Consider the following 529-nt stretch of genomic DNA (forward strand, 5'->3'; position numbering starts at 1 on the left):
ATCACCTCCAGCACCGAGTAGCCCCGGCCGTAGCCGCAGTTCAGCGTCAGGCTCTCGCCGCCCCCGCGCAGGTGGTCGAGCGCCACCCGGTGCGCCTCCGCCAGGTCCGAGACCTGGATGTAGTCGCGCAGGCACGAGCCGTCCGGCGTCGGGTAGTCCGTGCCGTAGACGTCGAGCCGCGCCCGCCGCCCGAGCGCGGCCTGGGTCGCCACCTTGATCAGGTGCGTGGCGTCCGGGGTCGACTGACCCGAGCGCCCGGCCGGATCGGCGCCGGCGACGTTGAAGTAGCGCAGCACCACGTACGAGAAACCGTGGGCGGCCGCCGCGTCGGCGATCATCCACTCGCTCATCAGCTTGGAGCGGCCGTAGGGGTTGATCGGGTTGAGCGGCAGGTCCTCGGGCACCGGCACCACCTCGGGCTCGCCGTACACGGCGGCTGTCGAGGAGAAGATCACGTGGCGCACGCCCGCCCGGGTGGCGGCCTCGATCAGGGCGCGGGTCTTGACCGTGTTGGCCAGGTAGTAGCCGA

At 71.8% G+C, this 529-nt stretch carries 1 protein-coding gene; it reads right to left on the bottom strand.

Features of this window, described 5'->3' with window-relative positions:
* A partial coding sequence (locus AKJ13_RS29900) for an NAD-dependent epimerase/dehydratase family protein (protein WP_144426462.1) occupies positions 1 to 529 on the bottom strand: 529 nt, incomplete at both ends.

The sequence above is a fragment of the Methylobacterium sp. ARG-1 genome (genome assembly GCF_001262595.1).
GTDB lineage: Bacteria > Pseudomonadota > Alphaproteobacteria > Rhizobiales > Beijerinckiaceae > Methylobacterium > Methylobacterium brachiatum.